The organism is Acinetobacter sp. AS23 (genome assembly GCF_023612055.1).
Classification (GTDB): Bacteria; Pseudomonadota; Gammaproteobacteria; order Pseudomonadales; family Moraxellaceae; genus Acinetobacter; species Acinetobacter oleivorans.
The window spans coordinates 1460003-1481023 of record NZ_CP082274.1; the positions used below are offsets into that span (position 1 = coordinate 1460003).

General features: G+C 39.1%; 16 protein-coding genes. 9 read left to right on the plus strand and 7 right to left on the minus strand.

The window, feature by feature from the left end; translation table 11 throughout:
• Positions 1 to 12: 12 nt before the first annotated feature.
• Together eat and exaC are read right to left on the minus strand one after the other, a co-directional pair.
• Positions 13 to 1449 carry an ethanolamine permease gene (gene eat / locus K6I41_RS06810; RefSeq protein WP_250375470.1) on the minus strand — a complete coding sequence of 479 codons (1437 nt, stop codon included), beginning with the start codon at positions 1447 to 1449 and terminating at the stop codon, positions 13 to 15.
• A gap of 221 nt (positions 1450 to 1670) precedes the next feature.
• The gene (gene exaC / locus K6I41_RS06815; RefSeq protein WP_004791594.1) at positions 1671 to 3182 is read right to left on the minus strand and encodes an acetaldehyde dehydrogenase ExaC; all 1512 of its coding nucleotides are present in this window, start codon (positions 3180 to 3182) and stop codon (positions 1671 to 1673) included.
• Between the two features lie 142 nt (positions 3183 to 3324).
• Here exaC and K6I41_RS06820 point away from each other — a divergent pair, with 142 nt between their 5' ends.
• Positions 3325 to 4515, plus strand: coding sequence for a helix-turn-helix domain-containing protein (locus tag K6I41_RS06820; RefSeq protein WP_250375471.1), 1191 nt, complete (start codon positions 3325 to 3327; stop codon positions 4513 to 4515).
• Here K6I41_RS06820 and K6I41_RS06825 read toward each other — a convergent pair.
• Both K6I41_RS06825 and mdh read right to left on the minus strand, forming a co-directional pair.
• Positions 4512 to 5480, minus strand: a complete 969-nt coding sequence (locus tag K6I41_RS06825) for an alpha/beta hydrolase (RefSeq protein WP_250375472.1) — start codon at positions 5478 to 5480, stop codon at positions 4512 to 4514. The genes K6I41_RS06820 and K6I41_RS06825 overlap by 4 nt on opposite strands.
• A gap of 195 nt (positions 5481 to 5675) precedes the next feature.
• A complete protein-coding gene (gene mdh / locus K6I41_RS06830) occupies positions 5676 to 6848 on the minus strand; it encodes an iron-dependent methanol dehydrogenase (RefSeq protein WP_004791599.1) in 1173 nt (390 codons plus the stop codon).
• Between the two features lie 230 nt (positions 6849 to 7078).
• On the opposite strand from mdh, the gene K6I41_RS06835 reads away from it, so the two are divergent.
• The 3 genes from K6I41_RS06835 (at position 7079) to K6I41_RS06845 (ending at position 10127) form a co-directional block, all read left to right on the plus strand.
• Positions 7079 to 8791, plus strand: coding sequence for a DEAD/DEAH box helicase (locus tag K6I41_RS06835; RefSeq protein ID WP_107880918.1), 1713 nt, complete (start codon positions 7079 to 7081; stop codon positions 8789 to 8791).
• A 43-nt stretch (positions 8792 to 8834) separates the two neighbouring features.
• Positions 8835 to 9194 (plus strand): 5-carboxymethyl-2-hydroxymuconate Delta-isomerase, encoded by a 360-nt coding sequence (locus K6I41_RS06840; RefSeq protein ID WP_250375473.1) that lies wholly within the window; start codon positions 8835 to 8837, stop codon positions 9192 to 9194.
• 81 nt (positions 9195 to 9275) lie between these two features.
• Entirely contained in the window at positions 9276 to 10127 is an 852-nt protein-coding gene (locus tag K6I41_RS06845; protein WP_250375761.1) for an AraC family transcriptional regulator, read from the plus strand.
• A gap of 29 nt (positions 10128 to 10156) precedes the next feature.
• On the opposite strand, the gene thiM is transcribed toward K6I41_RS06845, so the two are convergent.
• The 3 genes from thiM to K6I41_RS06860 form a co-directional block, all read right to left on the minus strand.
• Positions 10157 to 10984, minus strand: coding sequence for a hydroxyethylthiazole kinase (gene thiM, locus K6I41_RS06850; RefSeq protein WP_250375474.1), 828 nt, complete (start codon positions 10982 to 10984; stop codon positions 10157 to 10159).
• Between the two features lie 34 nt (positions 10985 to 11018).
• A complete protein-coding gene (locus K6I41_RS06855; protein WP_250375475.1) occupies positions 11019 to 12176 on the minus strand; it encodes a hypothetical protein in 1158 nt (385 codons plus the stop codon).
• Between the two features lie 152 nt (positions 12177 to 12328).
• A complete protein-coding gene (locus K6I41_RS06860) occupies positions 12329 to 12586 on the minus strand; it encodes a hypothetical protein (protein ID WP_013197392.1) in 258 nt (85 codons plus the stop codon).
• A 319-nt stretch (positions 12587 to 12905) separates the two neighbouring features.
• On the opposite strand from K6I41_RS06860, the gene pepN reads away from it, so the two are divergent.
• The 5 genes from pepN (at position 12906) to K6I41_RS06885 (ending at position 20896) form a co-directional block, all read left to right on the plus strand.
• Positions 12906 to 15512 (plus strand): aminopeptidase N, encoded by a 2607-nt coding sequence (pepN, locus tag K6I41_RS06865; protein WP_250375476.1) that lies wholly within the window; start codon positions 12906 to 12908, stop codon positions 15510 to 15512.
• 596 nt (positions 15513 to 16108) lie between these two features.
• Positions 16109 to 16639: a Csu type fimbrial protein gene (locus K6I41_RS06870; protein ID WP_151988575.1), complete on the plus strand. Its 531-nt coding sequence runs from the start codon at positions 16109 to 16111 to the stop codon at positions 16637 to 16639.
• A gap of 73 nt (positions 16640 to 16712) precedes the next feature.
• Positions 16713 to 17417, plus strand: a complete 705-nt coding sequence (locus tag K6I41_RS06875; protein ID WP_151988576.1) for a fimbrial biogenesis chaperone — start codon at positions 16713 to 16715, stop codon at positions 17415 to 17417.
• A gap of 9 nt (positions 17418 to 17426) precedes the next feature.
• Positions 17427 to 19886 (plus strand): fimbria/pilus outer membrane usher protein, encoded by a 2460-nt coding sequence (locus tag K6I41_RS06880; RefSeq protein WP_250375477.1) that lies wholly within the window; start codon positions 17427 to 17429, stop codon positions 19884 to 19886.
• Positions 19877 to 20896 (plus strand): Csu type fimbrial protein, encoded by a 1020-nt coding sequence (locus tag K6I41_RS06885; RefSeq protein ID WP_250375478.1) that lies wholly within the window; start codon positions 19877 to 19879, stop codon positions 20894 to 20896. The genes K6I41_RS06880 and K6I41_RS06885 overlap by 10 nt, the downstream gene beginning before the upstream one ends.
• The last annotated feature ends 125 nt before the right edge of the window (positions 20897 to 21021 follow it).

Sequence of the window (21021 nt, forward strand, 5' to 3'; positions counted from 1 at the left end):
TTGCATCCTTTTTTATAGTTCTTGTTCTGCGGCTTTAATATTTGCGAACTCTTCTTCTGGTGTACCTTTCACTAAATGATAACGGCTATAGAATAAAAAGTAAGCAATAAATACGACATAAATAGCGGCAGCAATAAACCAAACTTTCGGATTAACAACAAAGCCTGCGACCACAGCAGCGACTGCTAGAACCAGTGCAATGCTTGATGTAACGATTCCTCCAGGAGTTTTATAAGGACGAGGCATGTCGGGTTTAGATAGGCGTAGTTTGATGTGGGATAAAAGAATCAACACATAGGAAATTGTGGCACCAAAAACCGCGATTAAAATCAGTGAATCACCTTCTTTGGTAAGTGAAAGCAAGAACCCAATAATGCCCGGAATAATAATTGCAAGATAAGGGGCTTTATTTTTATTGGTTAAAGAGAGTGACGTAGGTAAGTAACCAGCACGAGAGAGTGCAAAAATTTGACGTGAATAGGCATAGATAATTGAAAAGAAACTCGCGATTAAACCTGCTAAACCAACAAAGTTAACAAAAGTCGCAAGCCAAGTATTGGAGCCATAAACTTTAACCAGAGCATCGACAAGGGGAGCGCCAGAATTTTGTAAAGTACTTGCACCAGCTGCGCCCGCACCCAAGAATAAAATGAGCATGGCAAACGCCGTTAATATAAGCATTGCACCGATTAAACCGCGTGGGAGAGATTTTGCTGGATCTTTTGCTTCTTCGGCGGCTAATGGCACACCTTCAACTGCAAGGAAAAACCAGATTGCAAAAGGAACAGCGGCCCAGATGCCTAAATAGCCATGAGGTAGAAAACGACTTGCGCCAGCTGCTGTGCCAACGGGAATATCAAACAAATTTTGTGTATTAAAATGTGGAATCATTGCGACAATAAACACAACTAGAGCAACAGCTGCGACAAGTGTAATTGCGAACATAATTTTTAAGGCTTCGCCGGCACCTTTCAGATGTATGCCCATAAAAATGGCGTAGCAAGCGAGATAAATCATCCAGCCATTAATACCAAATAGAGATTCGCAATAACCGCCAATAAATACGGCAATCGCCGCAGGAGCAATTGCGTATTCAATTAAAATAGCTGTTCCTGTTAAATAGCCCCCAAAAGGGCCAAAGGCAGCACGTGCAAAACTATAACCGCCACCTGCTGTTGGCATCATGGTGGACATTTCTGACATAGAAAGACATAGGCACAGATACATGATTGCAGCGAGTGCAGTGGCAATAAACATACCACCCCAACCACCTTGAGCAATACCAAAGTTCCAGCCAGCAAAATCACCTGATATCACATAAGCTACGCCTAAACCAATCAGGAGTAACCAACCAACCGTACCTTGTTTAAGTTGACGCTGAGCAAAATATTCTGCTGATGAGACTTCGGTGCTTGAAGAAATGACGGAAGCTGTTTCTGGTTGATTCATACAATACTCCTGCGAGTGGGTTTGTATGAATCAATGCAAAAGCAATGCCTAAATGAAGCACTTTAAGAGGGTAGATGGAGTTTTTTTATTCTAAATGATAAAAATTCAAGCTTAAGAATCGGAAATAAAGAAGCCAGCAATCTAAATTACTGGCTTTTTATATAATTAGTCATCTTACTTCTTTCTAGTGTTGATAGTTTGGTATCAACTTGGTGCGAAACTTAGAAGAAGCCCATTGGTTTAGTTGAATAACTCACCAACAAGTTTTTAGTTTGTTGATAATGATCTAGCATCATCTTATGGTTTTCGCGGCCAATACCAGACTTCTTGTAGCCACCAAATGCAGCATGTGCAGGGTAGATGTTGTAGCAGTTTGTCCAAACACGGCCAGCTTCAATAGCACGACCAGCACGATAAGAAATGTGAGCTGAACGTGACCATACACCTGCACCTAAACCATACATGGTGTCATTGGCAATTTTAATTGCATCGTCAAAGTCTTTGAACGTTGTTACAGCAAGTACAGGTCCAAAAATTTCTTCTTGGAAAACTTGCATGCCATTGTGACCTTTAAAAATAGTCGGATCGACATAGTAACCATCGCCTACTTCTTTACGGCCGCTACCACCAAGTAAGAGTTCTGCACCTTCTTCACGACCCGTGTTAATACAACGTAAGATTTTCTCTTGTTGTTGTAGCGATGCTTGAGCACCAATCATCGTTTCTGTATCAAGTGGATGACCAGTTTTAATACGTTTTACACGCTCGACGGCCATTTCCAAGAACTGATCAGCAATGCTTTCTTGTACTAAAGCACGAGAAGGGCAAGTACATACTTCACCTTGGTTTAACGCAAACATCGCAAAACCTTCAAGCGTTTTTTCTAAGAAGTCATCTTCTTTATCCATGATATCTTCAAAGAAAAGGTTTGGTGACTTACCGCCAAGTTCTAATGTCACTGGAATAATATTTTCAGTCGCATATTGCATCACCATTTGTCCAGTTTGAGTTGAACCTGTGAACGCGATTTTTGCAATACGTGGGTTTGTCGCTAAAGGACGGCCGACTTCTGAACCGAAACCATTGACAATATTGAGTACACCCGGTGGTAAAATATCTTGGATGAGTTCAGCCACCAACAAAATACCCACTGGAGTTTGCTCAGCTGGCTTAATCACAACACAGTTACCAGCCGCTAAAGCAGGTGCAAGTTTCCATGCTGCCATCAAAATCGGGAAGTTCCACGGAATGATTTGGCCCACTACACCGAGTGGTTCGTGGAAATGATAGGCAATAGTATCTTCATCAATTTCAGAGATACCACCTTCTTGAGCACGAATACATCCAGCGAAATAACGGAAATGGTCAATCGCAAGCGGAAGGTCAGCTGCTAAAGTTTCACGGACTGCTTTACCGTTATCCCAAGTTTCTGCAACAGCAAGCATTTCAAGATTTGCTTCTAAACGATCAGCAATTTTTAAAAGTATATTTGAGCGTACCGTTGGTGATGCTTTATTCCATGTCGCTTTTGCTTTGTGCGCTGCATCTAGAGCGAGCTCAATATCTTCGGCACTAGAGCGTGGAATACGTGTAAAAGCTTTTCCGTCAACAGGAGATACATTGTCAAAATACGCACCCTTTACAGGTGCAACCCATTCACCGCCAATAAAATTTTCGTATTGTGATTTAAATTGAACTTTTGAGCCTGGTTGATTTGGATCGATATAGCGCATATAAATATTCCTTTGCTTTTTAGGACTAAAGACTAACAAGAACCCTGTCAGTAGGTACTTTCGTACTTTGTATAATTAGGATATAAAGAAGAAGGTTGGAGAAAGGTTGGAATAGAAATGTGGATATATAAGGAATTTACAAATGTTCACAAAAAAGGATTTATTGCAGCAACGAACGTTGATTGATGAACTGCGCACGCAAAATAGTCTCTCTCCTCAGAATGCTGCCAAACTCGGCCAAAGTATTGCAAGCTCATGGGAACGGTCAGCTTCTGCTGCGATTCCTAAAGAGCGTTTTGCGGCTCCTTTAGTCGAGAAAAAAACTGCTTCACAAAATGCTTTAGATATGGCTTTAAGTCAGTGTGCTGACGATTTACGTCATATTGCAGAGCAATCTTCAATGGTGATTGCTGTCGGTGATATCGGTAGTACCATTATCTGGACGGCACCAAGTCCTCAAATGCAAAGTGCTGCTGAACGTGTACATTTTGTGCAGGGTGGTCAGTGGCGTGAAGAATTTGTGGGCACAAATGCCTTGGCTTTATCTTTAAAAACTCAACAATCAAGCTGTGTTTTTTCAAATGAACATTACATGGAATCGATTCATGAATGGGTGTGCTATGCCGCACCGATTATCGATCCATACTCAAAACAAACCCTTGGTGTCGTTGATTTATCAACAACATGGAAGAATCATAATAGTTTAGGAATATTGGCAGCTGAACGTTGTGCATCCATTATTCAGTCTGCTTTGCTAGAGCAGCAGCGCCAGCAATTACATATTCGTGCTTTTTCGACACCGCAAGTTAAATTTAATGGCAAAAGTTTATTATTAACACCGCGTCAAATTGAGATTTTAACCATATTGGCGTTATGTCCTCATGGTTTAACTTTAGAGCATCTTTATCAGGCACTCTATGGCGAACGTAAAGTCAGTATGGGTACGCTTAAAGCTGAAATGTCTCAACTACGAGATATTTTGGGCGGTTTACTTGGTTCACGCCCATATCGTTTGCTGGTACATGTTGAAGCCGATTTTTTACAAGCGGAACAAGCACTGGATGCAGGATATGCAGCCTCGGCTTTGCAGCTTTACACAGGCGTGTTTCTGGCAAAAACGGAAAGTCCATTTTTATGTGCATGGCGTGACTGTCTTGAATCACGTTTAAGTGATGCAATTTTTAAAACACAAGAAACAGATTTATTACTTAAGCACTTAGCTCATTTCCCTGAAGCAATTGATGCGGTAGAACGTCTTATGGAGTTAGTACCGAGCGAACATCCTGCGCATCAATTGCTGATGAAATACCTTGACTCACCTAAGCTCAGTTAAGTGATTTTTTGATCCAGCCACTGAAACAATTGTTGATAGACTTGTTCTCGTACTGGCTGGGCCGAAAGGACTAAATCATGCAACCCATTGTGAATAGAGACAACAGCCACATCGCCTTTGATTTTTTTACCAAATTTTTCAATGTCTTTAACGTCTAAAATTACATCGCTTTGAGTCGCATCTGTTCCCCATTTTTTAGGGTTTTTAGTCTGATGAGAATGCATAATTAGTGCGGGAACATTGAGTTTAACCCCGCGATGTATTTCTTTTTGTGCCGTATGAATCGCATGTAGAAAGCTGAGTTGAACCGTAGGGGCAGAGGTAGGTTTCCAGTCCAGATTAAAGTCCCATTCGCCCTTGAGCTGTTTGTGAAGGCTCGCGGTGTACCACTTGTTTAATTGACTTGGGAATTTAACTTTTGGCAGATATTTTCCTACTCGACTAAGTACTGGAATACCAAATTTCTTTTCGACTAGACTTAAATTGAAGTCATAAAACGGGCTGTTTGCCCATAGCGCTTTAATCAGAGGGTGGTTTGGGTTATGGGCAGCATAAAGCGTTGCTGTTAAACCGCCAGTCGAATGCCCTGCAAGCAAGACTTGGGTGTGCTGTTCTTTGCCAATAATCTCTAATGCTTGTGTAATTTCAGCATCGTATTCATTTAAATCAAGCACATTATAGAAAATTTGATGAGGCAGCTTTGAACGGCCGTATTTTCTTAAATCTAAGGCATAGAAGTCATAACCATGAGCATTGAATTGCTCAGCCATTTGGGTTTGAAAGAAATAATCTAAAAAACCATGAATATACAGCACGGCTTTTTGAGTCGATTGAGCAGCCTTTTTACGCACTAATGTAGCTACAACTTTTCCTTCGTAATCATTAGGAAAATTGAGTGTGAGCTGTCCGTAGCCAGTACCTAAAATATCTGGAACATAATTTTGATTAGCTGAAGATGTATTCATTTTTATCGAGCTATTGTAATTAAGACATGCTGAGTATCCTTCAATGAAATGGGCGAATTGTCAATCAGGTTTAGAGAGGGTTGGAATATAGTTTCTAAAAAAAGGGAATACCGCTGGAGCTAAGTATTCCCGAAAAAAGTAAGTCAACGGTCGGAGGGATTTGACTTACTAGAGGGATATGCGATTACATCAGTACTAAAGTGCTGCTTTGAAAATCTCCACAACTTGTGCATGGTTTGCTTTACGAGGGTTAGTGAGCATACACGCATCTTTTTGAGCATTATCTGCCATGACTGCAAGGTCTTCAGTTTTTACACCTAGCTCTGTTAAACCTGATGGAATACCAATCGATGAAGACAGTTTACGAATGGCATCAATAGCAGCATAGGCAGCTTCCATAACTGTTAACCCGTGAGTTCTCACACCCATTAATTCCGCGATTTTTGCGTAACGATCTGGGCAAGCAATTAAGTTAAACTCACACACGTGTGGTAACAAGATTGCATTACATACGCCGTGAGGTAGGTTGTAAAAACCGCCCAACTGATGAGCCATTGCGTGGACATAACCTAAAGATGCGTTGTTAAATGCCATGCCCGCTAAGTACTGTGCATAGCTCATCGCATCACGTGCTTCGATGTTTTCACCATTTGCGACAGCAGGTTGGAGCCACTGGCTAATCATCGTAATCGCTTTTTCTGCACACGCATCGGTAATTGGGTTGGCCGCCGTAGAAACATAAGCTTCAACCGCATGAGTTAACGCATCCATACCTGTTGCCGCTGTTAAACCAGCCGGTTTTGCGATCATGAGTTTCGGGTCATCAATGGCAATGAGTGGGGTACAACGCCAGTCGACAATCGCCATTTTTACATGAGTGTCTGTATTGGTAATAATACAAAAACGGGTCATTTCAGATGCAGTACCAGCAGTTGTGTTCACTGCAATCAGTGGTGTCATTGGCACTTTGCTTTTATCAATACCTTCGTAGTCACGAATATGACCACCACCAGCAGTGACTAAACCAATCCCTTTTGCACAGTCATGAGATGATCCGCCACCTAGAGAGACAATAAAGTCACAGCCATTTTCGTTATAGGCATTTACACCGTTATGAACATTAATATCGGTTGGGTTAGGTTCTGCACCCGGAAAAATATGGCTCGCAACGCCTGCTTCAGTTAAATAGTTTGCGATAAGATCTGCGACACCAAATTTAAATAAGCCTTCATCGGTCACAATTAATGCTTTTTTTGCGCCGAGGTTTTGTGCCTTTGTACCAATTTCTTTGGCACATCCTGGTCCAAAGAGTGATACGCATGGAATATAAAAACCGTTTGTTTGATCTGCAATATTTTTAAAAGCCATGGAGTGATTCCTTCTTCCATAAATCCATTGTTTGTTATTACAGGTGAGCCTCACCATGGGCTTAGTATTGTGATGTGAAGATTATTTTCCTACCTACCAAAAACCTACCAAATATTATTTTATTATTAGTTATTGATTTATAATGATTTTACAGAAATTCTGGCGCATTCATTTAATTTTTTCGGGAAAGTCGTTAAGCTATGGGCTGTTGAAGATGTACTTATGAGATTATGAAACAGGAAACTGCGCTTAAACTGCTTAAAGCAGGTGAAAATGTCTTTTTAACCGGTTCGGCTGGTGCAGGGAAAACCTATACACTTAATCAGTACATCCAATACCTAAAAGCACGTAAAGTGCCTGTGGCAATTACGGCATCTACAGGTATTGCTGCAACACATATGAACGGCATGACCATTCATACATGGGCGGGCATCGGTATTAAAGATCAGTTGACTGACGATGACCTAAAACGTATGAAAGAGCGTAAATATCTCAAGGAACACCTTGAAAATGCGCAAGTTCTCGTCATCGATGAAATCTCGATGCTCCATGCTAAGCAGCTTAATCTGGTCAATCAGGTTTTAAAATATTTTAAAGAAAGTGATGAAGCTTTTGGCGGTATTCAAGTCATTGTTGCTGGAGATTTCTTCCAGTTACCACCCGTTGGGCGTAATAGTGAAGCCAACCGTGACAAGTTCTGTTTTATGTCTGATGCATGGGTCGAAGCCAAATTCCGCGTATGTTATTTAACAGAACAACACCGTCAAGATGATGAAATTCTTAATCAGATTTTAAATGCCATTCGTGCGCAGAATATTCAATCAGATCATTTACACGCATTACGTCAATCACGCTCGCATGATATTGGTGAGACCTTTACTCGTCTTTATACGCACAATATGGATGTCGACAATATCAATTATCAGCACTTAAATGAAATTGATAATGAAGGGCATCAATTTAATGCAGTTTTAGACGGTAATGAAAAACTGGTAGAAACTTTAAAATCTTCGGTACGCGCACCAGAAGAACTCACCTTAAAGAAGCATGCAAAAGTCATGTTTGTAAAAAACAACTTTGATATGGGATATATCAATGGGAGTTTAGGTGAAGTTATTGGCTTTGAAGAAGATGATGAAAACGGGTTACTGCCAAAGGTAAAACTAACTGATGGCACCACTTTACTAGTTGCCCCTGAAACATGGTCAGTCGAAAACGAAGCGGGCAAAGTGATTGCCAGTTTTCAACAAATTCCGCTTCGTTTAGCGTGGGCAATTACCATTCATAAAAGCCAAGGCATGACTTTAGAAGCTGCTGAAATTAACCTCACGAATACCTTCGAAAAAGGTCAGGGTTATGTAGCATTGTCGCGTTTAAAATCTTTAACAGGCTTAAAGTTATTAGGGATTAACGAGCAAGCTTTAGAGTTAGACAGTTTAGCTGTCAAAGCTGATCGTCGTTTCCAAGAGCTTTCTAAAGAAGCTGAAGACAACTTTGCAGATGTAGATTTAACTGCTCAGCACAAAGCCTTTATTCGTCACTGTGGCGGTACCTTAAATGAAACTGAGATTTCTCGTAATGAGAAGAAACTCGCAAAAGGTGGAAAGCAAAATTATGCTACGGCAACGCTAGACGAGACACGTGCGTTGTTTGAAGAAGGCTATGAAATTGAAGACATCGCGCATGAGCGTGGTCTGACACCAGCAACCATCATTAATCATTTGGCTCGACTTCATAAAGAACAAAAGCTGGATATTTCAGTTGCTCATCCAGGTGAAGAAGTGGTCGAAGAAATTCGTAAAATTTATAAGAAGCTGAAAAAACGTCAAAATCCAGATCATTTTTCTGATGATGGTTCGATCAAACTAAGACCAATTGTTGAAGCAACCAGTCCTCGAATGGGATATGATCAGGTTCGATTAGCTTTATTATTTATTGAGTAAAGTTTAATTGGCTTAATTACTTATTACATAAATTGAGGTGGCTATGCCGCACGTTGTAGTTGATTATTCAGAAAACTTAACTGGATTAAACGCAAAACAATTACTTGAAGAAATTAATACCACACTGATTGAGACAGAGCTATTTAGTCCAGAAGACATTAAAAGCCGTGCGCGTAAAGACGAGGTTTTCCTCATTGGCTTAGGGGTTGATCAAGCTTATATTCATGTAAAAGTTTATATTTTGTCGGGAAGAACTGACGAACAAAAACAGCTAATGGGTGACCAGCTATTAACGGCGCTCAGCAATAAAAATTATCTACAGCAAGAGTTTAATAAAGAAATTCAATTGTGCGTTGAGCTTGTCGATATGCCAAGAGAAGATTATTTCAAGCAAGTTGTATAACACTAAAAAGCGCAATTTCGATCAAGAATAGAGATCAGCACTATGTAAAAGTAGTGCTATCGAATGAACAGACATAAATGTATGGCTGTATATATACAAAAGCTGCAACTGGTTTGCGATTATATTCAAAGACATTTAGATGAAGATTTAGATGTTGACCGATTGAGCCAGATTGCGGCCTTATCTAAGTTTCATTTTCATCGTATTTTTGCCATTCATATTGGTTTAAATGTGATGAAGTTTATTCAACTTTCTCGTTTAAAGCGGGCCTCTTTTCAATTGGCTTTTGAACCAGATCTCAAAATTATTGAGATTGCATTGCAAGCAGGGTTTGATAGTCCCGAGGCATTTACTCGTGCATTTAAGCGTTCATTTGATCAAACTCCTCGGGCTTTTAGAGATAAACCGGACTGGGAATCTTGGCACCAGAAGTTTGTTTTTACACTTCCAAAAAGTGAGCTAAAAATGAATGTAAATATTGTTGAGCGTCCTGCTGAAAAGATTGCCTATCTATCGCATTTAGGCAGTCCAGATAAAGTCTTTGAAACCGCTGCACGTTTTATTGCTTGGCGTAAAGAAACAGGTTTGTCGCCTGTGACCAAGTCTAGAACTTATGGTATTCCGTTTGCTGACCCTGAGCAGACTCCGTCTGACGAGTTTCGATTTGATATTGCTGGTTCAATTGAAAAGGCTGTACCCGAAAATCGTTACGGCGTACAAACAGGGGAAATTCCTGCGGGTCGTTATGCGACCGTAAGACATTTGGGTAGCCACGACCAGATTAAAGATAGTGTTTATTACATCTTTAGAAACTGGTTACCTGAGCAACCGGAAGAAGCAGGGGAATATCCTGTTTTCTTTCACTATCATAACTTTGTGCATGATGTGAAAGAATGTGATCTTATTACAGATATCTACTTACTTTTAAAATAAGAGTAGTTTGATAAAGGCATAACTTGCGGTTATGCCTTTAAACCTAATAGCTTTATATTTGCATATTGCTCAATCAGGTTGGCATCTAACATATGGATATAATCCATAAAGATGTTACTAAAGCTTCCCATAGTTTGTGCTTGATTCGCAGCAAGTTTACCTGCAATTGCAAAATGCACATGGGCTGAAAGCGCTGCAATGGTTGGAGTCGTTACCGCACTATATGCAGCGATTAATGCGCCCAAAGCACAACCCGTTGCCGTAATTTTAGGCTGTAACGGACTACCACCGTTCACTTGGATAACGACATCTAGTTCTTTAGATAAAATGTAATCTGACTCACCTGAAATTGCGATACAGTCGGTATGTACTAATAGCGCGTAAGCTTGTCGATAGGCATCATCACTGCTTAGCGTACTATCAACACCTTTAGATTGAACTTGATTACCTGCAAGCGTACTGATTTCTGAAGCATTACCACGAATAACACTCGGCTTAAACTGTAAAAGCTCATCTGTCATTTGACTGCGCCAAGCTAAAACTGGCCCATAGCCCACCGGATCAAGCACCCATGGAATGTTATTAAGCTGTGCTGTTTTTGCAGAGATTTGCATGGCTTGCATTTGCTCTGAAGTAGGTGTCCCCAAATTAATGCTTAAAGCCGATGAAATTTTGGTAAAACTTTCTGCTTCATAAGGATTATCAATCATCGCAGGGGAAGCACCAGAAGCAAGTAATACATTGGCTGTATAGTTAGCCGCAACGCTATTGGTAATACATTGCACAAGAGGCGTTTTTGCCTGCATGCTTTGCCAAGCTTCAATGACCTGTTCAATCAAACTAGATGTCGATGTCATATTATTATCCCTAATAAGCTAAAGTGATATAGATTTAGTGGGTAAAATAGTGATCTTGATGCTTACATTTTTGGCAAATCAAAGAAACATAATCTGCCGCATCATAATCAACGGTTAAATCATTTGAACCACAATGCATACAACGTTTGACAGAATAAAAGTTTAAACGTGGTTCAATTTTGCGCCATGCTTTCCATACAGGTTGTACAAATATCTGTTCGTCATAACCTAAGAAACGGTTAAGCAAAATATAACTCATTTTACTATAGGGAATATTATGAGGACGAGGCAGCCTGGAGGTTTCCCACTTTTCAGTTAAGGCTCTCTCACGATATTGCTCTAATGTTTTCTTTAATAAATTGGTGTTAATAAATTTATCATTGCGAGGCTGCAATGCTTTTTGTTTATAAAGGTATTCGAGTGCCGTCTGAATTAGATAATAGATCTGTCCAATCGCCAATGATTCCATTAAGCGGTAGCAAAAGCTTTGGAAATTTGAATTCCCAGCAATCTGGATGCCCCAAGTTCGACAATAAAATTGCATGAACTGAATAATTTCTTGATAGAGCACCTGAAAAAGTACATCTTTAACTTCATCTGCACTACGAAAGGGAACGCCGTAACTTAAATTTTCATAAAACCAATTACGTAGTTGCTGAGCCACACTAAATAAACTTGGATCGCTGTAGCCATCTAAACGAATATTTAAATAAAAACACTGTGGATCTTCAGTTTGATCATTTGCATTCAAAATGCCATCTTTATGTAGCTGTTTAATTAAATAGCTCTGAAACATCCAGTTAGGAGTGATGTGATGATATTTGATTTTGTCCCAATGAATATATTCATCATGAGTGATTTCTTCACGTGCATATTCATCTAAAAGACTCAGCAAGAAAAGCTTATGCAAAAAACTGAGCTGTTCCAGACTGCGTTGTGGTTGTTCTTTTGATTTAAATTGGCGTTGTTCTTGTAAGCGTGTTTGCTGTAAAAGCTTTTTCCGTTGTTTTGTGCATGTCTCACAGTGGCAAGTCATTTTTTCATCTTTAAATATGCGGTGCTGACAATGACTGCATTCATGAAATTGAATGTCTTGTTCAAATTGCTCGGCATCTACCCAGTACATTGAAGCTTGGCAGAGAGGACAATGGCTACTTTCATCCAGTTGTTTCTGTAGAATTTGTAAGGCCATTTTGCTCCGAACATAAAATAAAAAATGATGGGGGCTATTATACACAGCCGTACTGTATATGGCTGAGATTGCGAGTTCCGTTTGTTGTTAAAATAAAAAGACCTAAAATCTATGTGAGAATTTTAGGTCTTTATCTCGAGTTAAATTGTTGATTAAACAGGGCACGGCAAGTTCTCATCATTCTGTCCAAGTTTTTTGGCATTAATAAGTGCCTGTACTTTTTTACTTGGTAATTTTACTTTGCCTAGTGCATCGTAAGTATTCACAATGGAGCTAACCTCCTGAGTCGTCATAGAAATGCCTTCCGCAGTTAAGAACACCGCAATCACATGGTGATCGAGTCCAGCTGCGTGTAAATCATGAATCGCTTTAATATTTTCTAAACGATGAAAATGTGCTTTTAATTCCATATTGACACCTCTTGCTCTTATTGAAATACCCATATTGGCCTATTTAAATAGGCAAGAACCATGCCCAAAATGTAAGCTGACTCTAAAAAATGTTAAAAGCTAAAGGTGTTTTATTTTTATTGTATAGATTGCTTATATAAACAACGATTATCGTAAATTTGGTCTAATCTGTGCTAATAAAACCAGATTCTAATTTGAAATGTATCAATGAAGTCCCATTAATTTTATAAAGGTAAGCAAATACAGTATGTATGACTTGGCGTATGATATTTCATGGCGACTCATACTGCCGTTTTAGACGAGTATATAAGGAATAAAGATGAATATTGCGGCGCAGCCTCCAGTTCAGGCAGATCAAACAGTTTATTTAAAAGATTATCAAAAACCTGCGTTTTTAGTTGAATCAATTAATCTTGATATTCAAGTATATGATGATAAAACAATTGTTGATTCAACGTTGGTGATGAAGCGCCAAACTGAGGGCGATCTGGTTTTACTTGGTCGTGATCTTGAGTTGCAATCTGTTCAGTTAAATGGACAAACTCTTACTTCTGCACAATATTTACTCGATAGTGAGCAATTGGTGATCACTAACGCACCAGCTGAAGTCATTTTACAAACACAGGTCATTATTCATCCGGAAACCAATACTCAATTAGAAGGTTTATATAAAGCTGATGAGTTGTTTGTAACCCAAAACGAACCTGAAGGTTTCCGCAAAATTACGTTCTATCCAGACCGTCCAGACGTACTTTCAGTCTTTACTACACGTGTAGAAGCAGACAAAAAATATCCAGTGTTACTTGCCAATGGTAATTTGCTAGAAACAGGTGAAGTTGGCGAAAACCGCCACTTTGCCATCTGGCAAGACCCGACTAAAAAACCAAGCTATTTGTTTGCTTGTGTCATTGGTGATTTAGCTGTACTTAAAGATCGCTATACGACCTCTGAAGGGCGCGATGTTGCTTTAGAAATCTATGCGATTGAGAAAGATATTCCAAAATGCCATATCGCGATGGAAGCATTAAAGCATTCAATGCGTTGGGATGAAGAACACTATGGCCGTGCCTATGACCTCGACAACTATATGATTGTTGCGGTAAGCCAATTCAACATGGGTGCAATGGAAAATAAAGGTTTAAATATCTTTAACACGTCATGTGTACTTGCCGACGAAGAATATACAACCGACGCAGCGATTATGCGTGTCCAGTCTGTGATTGCCCATGAATATTTCCATAACTGGACAGGGAACCGTATTACTTGCCGTGACTGGTTCCAACTTTGCTTAAAAGAAGGCTTAACGGTATTCCGTGATCAATCTTTCTCTGAAGATTTACAATCTGCTGCGGTTCAACGTATTGATGATGTCGCTGTGCTTAAATCTCATCAGTTCCCTGAAGATGCAGGTCCATTGTCGCATCCGCCACGTCCAGACCACTTCGTAGAAATTAATAACTTCTATACGGCAACTGTTTATGAAAAAGGTGCAGAAATTAACCGCATGATGTCGACCTTACTCGGTAAAGAAAAATACCGTCAAGGAACCGACGAATATTTCCGCCGTCATGATGGGCAGGCTGTAACTGTAGAAGATTGGGTTGCTGCTTTAACTGCGGGTTCTGGTGTAGATTTATCTGCATTCTTAACTTGGTATAACCAACCAGGTACACCAAAGCTTGAAGCAAAAGGTGAATATGATGCAGCAGCACAAACTTACCGTTTAAGCTTTAAACAAAGCCTAAAAGCACATCCTAAATACCCAAATTTAAAAGCTGTTCCGATTCCTGTGGCTTTAGCGCTATTTAATGCTAAAACAGGCGAGCAATACACATTGCACAGTGACAGCCTATTTGTAAACGATGTTAAAGATGGCGTGTACCTGTTTGATCAAGATGAGGCAAGCATTGAATTTACTGGCGTGACTGAGCAACCAGTGGTGTCGCTACTTCGTAATTTCTCAGCTCCTGTAAATCTTGTATTTGATTATACCGATGAAGAATTAGCTTTCTTAATTCAGCACGAAACGAATGGCTTTAACCAATGGCAAGCAACGCAAACCTTGCTTGAGCGTATTTTGCTAGAAGACCATTCAGCTGATGCTTACATTCAAGCTATTCAAAGCACTTTACCTGAGCTAGTTGGCCGTGACCCGCTTTTAGCATCGCGTTTGTTTGATGTACCAAGTGAAGGTTATTTAGGTAGTCGTATCGATCAGAACTATGCACCATCCGATATTCATGTAAAACGTGAAGCCTTACTGAATCGTTTGGCACAAGAGTTAGGTTCATTCTGGAAAGATACTTACCTTACGCTTGACCCAGACTTGCAAAAAGAGTTTTCTTTGGCAATGGGTGTGCGTGCGTTAAAGAACATCATGCTGATGATGATGGCTCGTCAGGGCGATCAAACTGCATTTGAACTTGCACACGTGCAATATCAAAATACAGGTAATATGTCTGAACGCTTAGGGGCATTACGTGTATTGGTTTGGCAAAATGCACCTCAAGCTCAAGATGCACTTGCTGATTTCTATGACCGCTTTAAAGATGAAGCTTTATCTTTAGATCAATGGTTCATGATTCAGGCAGCAAACCCAAATGCGACAGCAGAAACAATCGAGTACCTGACTCAACATCCTGACTATGATTTAACAACGCCAAACCGTATTCGTGCGGTGAGTGGAGGGCTGTCAAATAACCCTGAAAACACTTGGGGATTTGGTGTAGCTCACTTTATTAACCTTGCACAATATCTAGATGAAAAGAACCCAATTTTAGGTTCACGTCTGTTACAGGTATTGTCACGTTGGTACACACTTGCTGAGCCGCAACGTACTCAAGTGCAACAGGCTTTACAAGCATTGCAGCCTAAAGTGAAATCGAAAAACGTTTCTGAAACTTTAAATAGTATGTTAAGCGTTTAATTAGATTTAGAACCATAAAATAAAGGTCTCGTAAGAGGCCTTTTTTTATATTTCTTTATCAAAAAATGAAGTTTTAAAGAAAGAAAATTATTTTATCGGAGTGAACTATTGTTCCTCTACTCATCAATTTTCTTTTTGTTTAAATTGTAATAATTAATGGCTGATTGTGAATATATCTTTAAATGAGATGTGTAAAACTAAAATTTAGATAGAATAATAATATAAGAAATAAAATTATTAGCTTCGTAAATAACCTTAGCTACTTACATAATTGACTACATTTATTGACATATTTATTTAAAATTTTTTAAATAAATTTTATGACGTATTTGCTAATTTTTTTTAAATCAATAGTTTAATTTTTTGTAAAATTACAAAATGTGTATTGAGTGTTAATATTGGTAACTTGGTGTTATTTTTTGAAATTAACATGATAATGCTCGAATGATTTTTAATTATTTTTATGTATGATGTCTAAAATAGGGTAAAAAAATAAACTTTAAAAAGGAGCAGTCAAATAAAAAATGATTGTAAGAATAAATGTTAAATTTTTTATATCTATTAGTTTTTATAACTTAATTTAAAAGGTTTTGACTATGAAAAAGACTTTTTTTCATTTATCACTCATTGCTGTAGGATTATTTTCTATTAACGCAGCAAATGCAGCAACAGCAACAGGTACATTAACTGTTAAGGCAACAGTAACGAACAGTTGTGTATTAAATACCTCTGCAACAGGCACTACAACAAATGCCGTTTTAGATTTTGGTACGTTAAGTTCACTTGCTAGCAACGTAGATGCAGATACCACAACAACAGGTGGTACCTCAATCAAAGTTCTTTGTAACAATACTGTGCCGTGGACTTTAGCTTTTGATGCCGGCAAAAATGCTCAAACGACTCAACGTCGTATGATTGGTGGTGCAACAAGCAACGAATATATTCCTTATAACCTCTTCTCAGATACTGGACACGCCACAGCAATCGGCATTGCAACGACTGCTTATAGTGGAACTGGAACCGGTAATGTCCAAACCGTTAACGTGTATGGTCGTATTCCAGCAGGTTCAACACTGCCGAGTGCGGGTAGCTATGTCGATACAGTAACAATAACAGTAACTTATTAATTTTATAAATTAGAAATATTGTTAGCCCTTTTGAAAGGGCTAACACATTAAAAAAGTTATATTTGAGTAAATCATGAAAAAAAATATCTTTATTATTACGGGATTATTCTTATCGTTATCTAGCACTATTAACGCCGCTACAATCCGTCTTTCGCCTGTGAATGTGGAAATATTAAGTAATCAAAATGCTTCATCAATTAGTTTATTTAATCAGTCAAATGAAAGTACTGATTTGCAGATTCGCGTATTTGAATGGACTCAAAAAAATGGACAAGATCAGTTAACACCTACAGATGAGATTGCCATTAGTCCACCATTTTTAAAATTACAGTCTAATGATTCGTATAACTTACGTGTAGTCAGAATTAATCCAACACCTATTTCTGGTGAAAAAACCTATCGTATTATTATTGATGAATTACCAAAACCAATAGATAGCCGTAAAACTGCTCAGGGCGTAAATGTATTACTTCGCTCATCATTACCCGTATTTGTGGTCAATAAAGATGCCATTACGAAACTTAGTTGGAAAATTGATACAAATCAGGAAGCACCTTCCTTAAACATTAGTAATATTGGAAACAGACATGCTCTCTTAAATAATTTAATGCTTGTTGATACAACAGCGAATAAAAGTTACCCGATTAAAGTAAATACCGTAAATGGTTATATTCTTGCGGAGCAGGCACGAAGCTACTCTATTCATAATTTTACATATCAGCCAAATCATAAATACAGTGTATCTCTGACAGTTAACGGTAAGAAAACCACACTTTAAGAGGCTTATATGAAATATATTATAGGTGTCTTATGTGTGGCATATCTTCCGGCGTATTCTTTTGCCGAGCAACTACAAGATAATACGAATACTGTAATGCCGAGTGTTCCCGAATCTATAGATAGTAATAAGAAATATGCACAGGGAAATACAAGTGACGATAAGCAAAATATTAATTTTACCCAGCTTTTTTTAGTTGTTTCTATTAATTCTAATTCCTCTGAAGACTTAGTTGCTGTGAAGCAATCTAAGGATGGAAAGTTATATATTCGCTCTAGTGCCTTAAAAACTTTAAGGGTGAAAATGGATGAGCAAACTCCTGATAGCCAATGGGTGTGTATTGATGAATTAAAAGGAATCCGGTTTAAATATTTAGAGAATGAACAGGCTCTAAATTTACAAGTTCCGTCGAACATGTTGACGGATTATTCAGTTGACTTAAATGGTCAGCAGATTACCAGTCCTCATTTGCTCAAAATGAAACCCTTAAACGCAGCGATTCTGAACTACAGTCTGTATAACACCATAACCAATGACGAGAATGTTTTCTCAGGTTCGGCAGAAGGGATCTTTAACAGCGCAATCGGTAACTTTTCTTCAGGCGTTTTATACAACGGTAGTAATGAAACGAGTTATAGCCATGAAAAATGGGTGCGCTTAGAGAGTAAGTGGCAATATGTAGACCCTGAAAAAATCAGGATATATACCTTAGGGGACTTTATTTCCAATAGTTCTGATTGGGGTAGTAGTGTACGTCTGGCGGGTTTCCAGTGGTCAAGTGCTTATACTCAACGAGGTGATCTTGTTACCTCGGCGCTACCGCAATTTTCCGGTTCGGCAGCACTTCCTTCAACACTAGATTTATACGTTAACCAGCAAAAGATTTATTCAGGGCTTGTGCCATCCGGTCCATTTGATATTAAACAACTTCCGTTTATTTCAGGCAATGAAGTCACGCTTGTGACTACCGATGCAACGGGTCAACAGAGCATTACTAAACAGGCTTACTATTTTTCATCTAAAATTCTGGCAAAAGGCATTAATGAATTCTCAGTAGATGTGGGTGTTCCACGCTATAACTATGGACTGTTTTCAAACGATTATGATGATGCCACTTTTGCTTCGGGAGCGATTCGATATGGCTACAGCAACTCACTGACCTTAAGTGGTGGTGCAGAGGCTTCAACAGATGGCCTATCAAATCTAGGCACTGGTTTTGCCAAGAACCTATTTGGCTTTGGGGTGATTAATGCTGATATTGCAGCGAGCCAGTATAAAGATGAAAACGGTTATTCTGCTTTGCTTGGATTAGAAGGGCGTATAAGCAAGAATATTTCGTTTAATACTAGTTACCGTAAAGTATTTGATAATTACTTTGACCTTGCCCGCGTGTCTCAAATTCGATATTTAAAAGATAACCAGATGACTTCTGAGCCGCAGAACTACCTGAGCTACAGTGCACTGGCAGATGAGATTTTTAGGGCAGGAATGAGCTATAACTTTTACGAAGGGTATAGCGCCTATCTGGGTTATAACCAGATCAAATATAGCGACAATGCTAATAAATTAGTATCTGCCAATTTAAGCGGAACTCTGAACAATAACTGGGGCTTTTATGCATCAGCTTATAAAGATTATGAAAACCATAAGGACTATGGCATTTACTTTGCGCTGCGTTACACACCGTCTACCCGAGTGAATGCGATTACAAGTGTATCTAATGATGCTGGCAGGCTGAGTTACCGCCAAGAAATATTCGGTTTATCAGAACCTCAAATCGGTTCATTTGGATGGGGAGGTTATGTTGAGCGTGATCAGGATGCGAATCAAAACAATGCCTCAATTTATGGCTCTTATCGTGCTCGTGCAGCTTACCTGACAGGTCGATACAATCGAATTGGGGATAACGACCAAGTTGCAGTTTCAGCTACAGGATCATTGGTTGCGGCAGCAGGACGAGTCTTTGCAGCCAATGAAATTGGTGACGGCTATGCAGTTGTGACCAATGCTGGGCCGCAAAGTCAGATTATAAATGGCGGGGTAAATTTAGGCGTAACCGATAATTCTGGAAGATTTTTGATTCCTAGTCTAATGCCATACAAGGAAAATCATATTTATTTAGATCCATCGTATCTGCCTTTGAATTGGAGCGTGAAGTCTACAGATCAGAAAACAGTTGTAGGTTATCGCCAAGGTGGTCTTATTGACTTTGGTGCTCATCAGGTCATTTCTGGATTAGTGAAACTTGTTGACCAGAATAATTCACCTTTATTACCGGGTTATACGGTTCGAATTAATGGTCAGCAAGAGGGTGTAGTTGGCTACGACGGTGAAGTATTTATTCAAAATCTATTAAAACAAAACAAGCTTGAAGTCGATCTTCTGGATCATGGTTCATGCCAAGTTGATTTCACATATAACAGTAATCAGTACTCAACTAAAAAATTGGGACCTTATGTATGTCATTAAATATTATGAATAAGGCTCAAATAGAGAGCTATAGGAAATTTTCATTGTCTTTAAAATACCTTATAGGCATTTGCTTATTTTATATCGCTTATGCTTTTTTTAGTCCAGCACATGCTGCTTGTACGGTAAGTGGAACTACTAATAGTACTTTTACTTACACGGCAGCAAATATTAATAGTGATGCAACTGTAAACCTTTCAGGCACAATTACTTGCACGAATTTAGGACTTCCCCAGATTTCTAATTTCATGTGTATGAAAACCGTATTTACGGGAAGCACAAATGCAATTAACAATGTTTCATTACCTTACACCGTCACAGCAACTGTAGGTGGAGCGGGGTCTTCTACCACGAATCAAACTTCCAATGTGTGGTATGGTCCAGTAGCAACAATCGCATCAAATAATATTGTGAGTTACTCAGTAAGTGTGAAAGTACCAGCTCGAACGGGGTCACTCATTGCCTATCCTCAAGGAACATATACGGCTTCGGTTCGGTTGTATTGGGATATGGATCTTTTGGGTTTATCGTGCGGTGATTTACTTGGTGGCTGGGATTCAGGTGATACATTACTAACAGCAAACTTTGTAGTACCAAGTTTGTGCCAATTAAATTCAACCTCAACTGTAGATTTCGGCAATATTGATGATACTGGTACGGCTAATCGTGATTACACAGCGCAAGGAGCTATAAATTCGACTTGTAACTATGGAACGCCATATAGCATTTATTTAGGTGATGGAAACAATCGTATTGTTGGGGGCTTTAGGCGTATGAAACATGACAATAATGATTATGTTCCCTATCAGTTATATAAAGATTCTAACTATAGTACGGTGTGGGATGCCACAGGAGGCGTAACCAATGTTGGGGGAGCTGGTGGGGTGTCAGGTACAGGAACCGGCACTGCCCAAACCACCCCAGTTTATGGAAAAATTCCGCAAGGTACCTCCATTTCAACTAAACCTGGTGTCTATTCTGATAGTGTTGTTGTTACAGTGACTTATTAATTTATTAAATATACGCGGTTTTATGTTAGTCGCATGGTTCCGCGTAATTTGAATTACATTCAGTAAAAATGGCTAAACATAAAACGATATAAATCAATTAATTTTAGCTTTTTAATACTTATTCG

Coding starts and splice junctions, on each gene's coding strand:
- eat (WP_250375470.1), bottom strand. CDS start 1,449: ATGAATCAACCAGAAACAGCTTCCGTCATTTCTTCAAGCACCGAAGTC.
- exaC (WP_004791594.1), bottom strand. CDS start 3,182: ATGCGCTATATCGATCCAAATCAACCAGGCTCAAAAGTTCAATTTAAA.
- K6I41_RS06820 (WP_250375471.1), top strand. CDS start 3,325: ATGTTCACAAAAAAGGATTTATTGCAGCAACGAACGTTGATTGATGAA.
- K6I41_RS06825 (WP_250375472.1), bottom strand. CDS start 5,480: ATGAATACATCTTCAGCTAATCAAAATTATGTTCCAGATATTTTAGGT.
- mdh (WP_004791599.1), bottom strand. CDS start 6,848: ATGGCTTTTAAAAATATTGCAGATCAAACAAACGGTTTTTATATTCCA.
- K6I41_RS06835 (WP_107880918.1), top strand. CDS start 7,079: ATGAAACAGGAAACTGCGCTTAAACTGCTTAAAGCAGGTGAAAATGTC.
- K6I41_RS06840 (WP_250375473.1), top strand. CDS start 8,835: ATGCCGCACGTTGTAGTTGATTATTCAGAAAACTTAACTGGATTAAAC.
- K6I41_RS06845 (WP_250375761.1), top strand. CDS start 9,276: ATGGCTGTATATATACAAAAGCTGCAACTGGTTTGCGATTATATTCAA.
- thiM (WP_250375474.1), bottom strand. CDS start 10,984: ATGACATCGACATCTAGTTTGATTGAACAGGTCATTGAAGCTTGGCAA.
- K6I41_RS06855 (WP_250375475.1), bottom strand. CDS start 12,176: ATGGCCTTACAAATTCTACAGAAACAACTGGATGAAAGTAGCCATTGT.
- K6I41_RS06860 (WP_013197392.1), bottom strand. CDS start 12,586: ATGGAATTAAAAGCACATTTTCATCGTTTAGAAAATATTAAAGCGATT.
- pepN (WP_250375476.1), top strand. CDS start 12,906: ATGAATATTGCGGCGCAGCCTCCAGTTCAGGCAGATCAAACAGTTTAT.
- K6I41_RS06870 (WP_151988575.1), top strand. CDS start 16,109: ATGAAAAAGACTTTTTTTCATTTATCACTCATTGCTGTAGGATTATTT.
- K6I41_RS06875 (WP_151988576.1), top strand. CDS start 16,713: ATGAAAAAAAATATCTTTATTATTACGGGATTATTCTTATCGTTATCT.
- K6I41_RS06880 (WP_250375477.1), top strand. CDS start 17,427: ATGAAATATATTATAGGTGTCTTATGTGTGGCATATCTTCCGGCGTAT.
- K6I41_RS06885 (WP_250375478.1), top strand. CDS start 19,877: ATGTCATTAAATATTATGAATAAGGCTCAAATAGAGAGCTATAGGAAA.